This is a genomic window from Micrococcus lylae NBRC 15355 (assembly GCF_001570885.1).
GTDB classification, from domain to species: domain Bacteria; phylum Actinomycetota; class Actinomycetes; order Actinomycetales; family Micrococcaceae; genus Micrococcus; species Micrococcus lylae.
In genome coordinates this window covers 1-1114 of the sequence record NZ_BCSN01000108.1, presented here as the reverse complement: position 1 = coordinate 1114, position 1114 = coordinate 1, and the positions used below count along the sequence as shown (strand labels likewise).

Sequence of the window (1114 nt, the reverse complement as noted above, 5' to 3'; positions counted from 1 at the left end):
TGTTGTGGGTCATGAGGTTCTTGACATGGGTGCCGGGCTGAGATGAGACGAGTGGGCCTCTCCCGCAGGATGGAAGTTCCTACACCACCGACCTGCTCGAAAAGACCCACTCATGACTCACGCTAACGCACCCCTGACCCCCACTGGCCGTCTCAGGATGGTCCACCGCCACCTGAACGACCGGATCCCGCAGGCACACGTGGCCGCCGAGTTCCGGGTCTCACGGCCCACGGTGGCCACCTGGGTGGCCCGCTACAAGGCTCAGGGCGAGGCAGGACTTCAGGACCTGCCCAGCCGGCCGCACCGTTCACCTGCCCAGCTCGATCCGGTCCTGGTCGCCCAGATCCACGCCCTGCGGCGGGAGCGCAAGTGGTCCGCACGGCGCATCCATCACCACCTCGTCTCCGAGGGCCACCGGGTGTGTCTTCGTACTGTGGGGCGGTGGCTGCGCCGGCTCGGGATCTCCCGCCTACGGGACCTGACCCCGGCCGGAGAAGACCTGCGCCAACGACCCCAGAAGATCACCGCGAGAGGGCCGGGGCACATGGTGCACCTGGATGTGAAGAAGATCGGGAAGATCCCAGACGGGGGCGGCTGGCGCACCCACGGACGTGACAGTGAAGCAGGCCGTGCTTCCAAGCGTGGTGCAGGCCGGCGGGTCGGGTACACGTACCTGCACTCGGCGATCGACGGGTTCACCCGCCTGGCCTACACCGAGGCACTCGAAGATGAGAGGGCGGTGACCACGATCGGGTTCTTCTGCCGGGCGCGGGCATTCTTCGCCGCCCACGGCATCACCGTGGACCGGGTGGTCACGGACAACGGGAACAACTACCGGGCCGCCGACTTCACCACGAAGGTGACTTCCCTGGGCGGTCGGCATCACCGGATCCGCCCGTACACGCCGAAGCACAACGGGAAGATCGAACGCTACAACCGGTTGATGGTCGATGAGGTCCTCTACGCCCGCCCCTACAGCTCAGAGCAAGCTCGGCGTGAGGCCCTGGCGGTGTGGGTGAACCACTACAACTATCATCGGCCTCATACCTCCTGCGGAGACGCTCCTCCGGCCTCACTGGCACCGGCCCGAGTCAACAACGTCATGCCCTCCTAC

At 66.2% G+C, this 1114-nt stretch carries 1 protein-coding gene; it reads left to right on the top strand.

The annotated features are described in order from the left end of the window. Window positions 1-112 precede the first annotated feature (112 nt). Window positions 113-1114, top strand: a 1002-nt coding sequence (locus MLY01S_RS11885) for an IS481 family transposase (RefSeq protein WP_067192457.1), incomplete at its 3' end; no start/stop codon positions are given.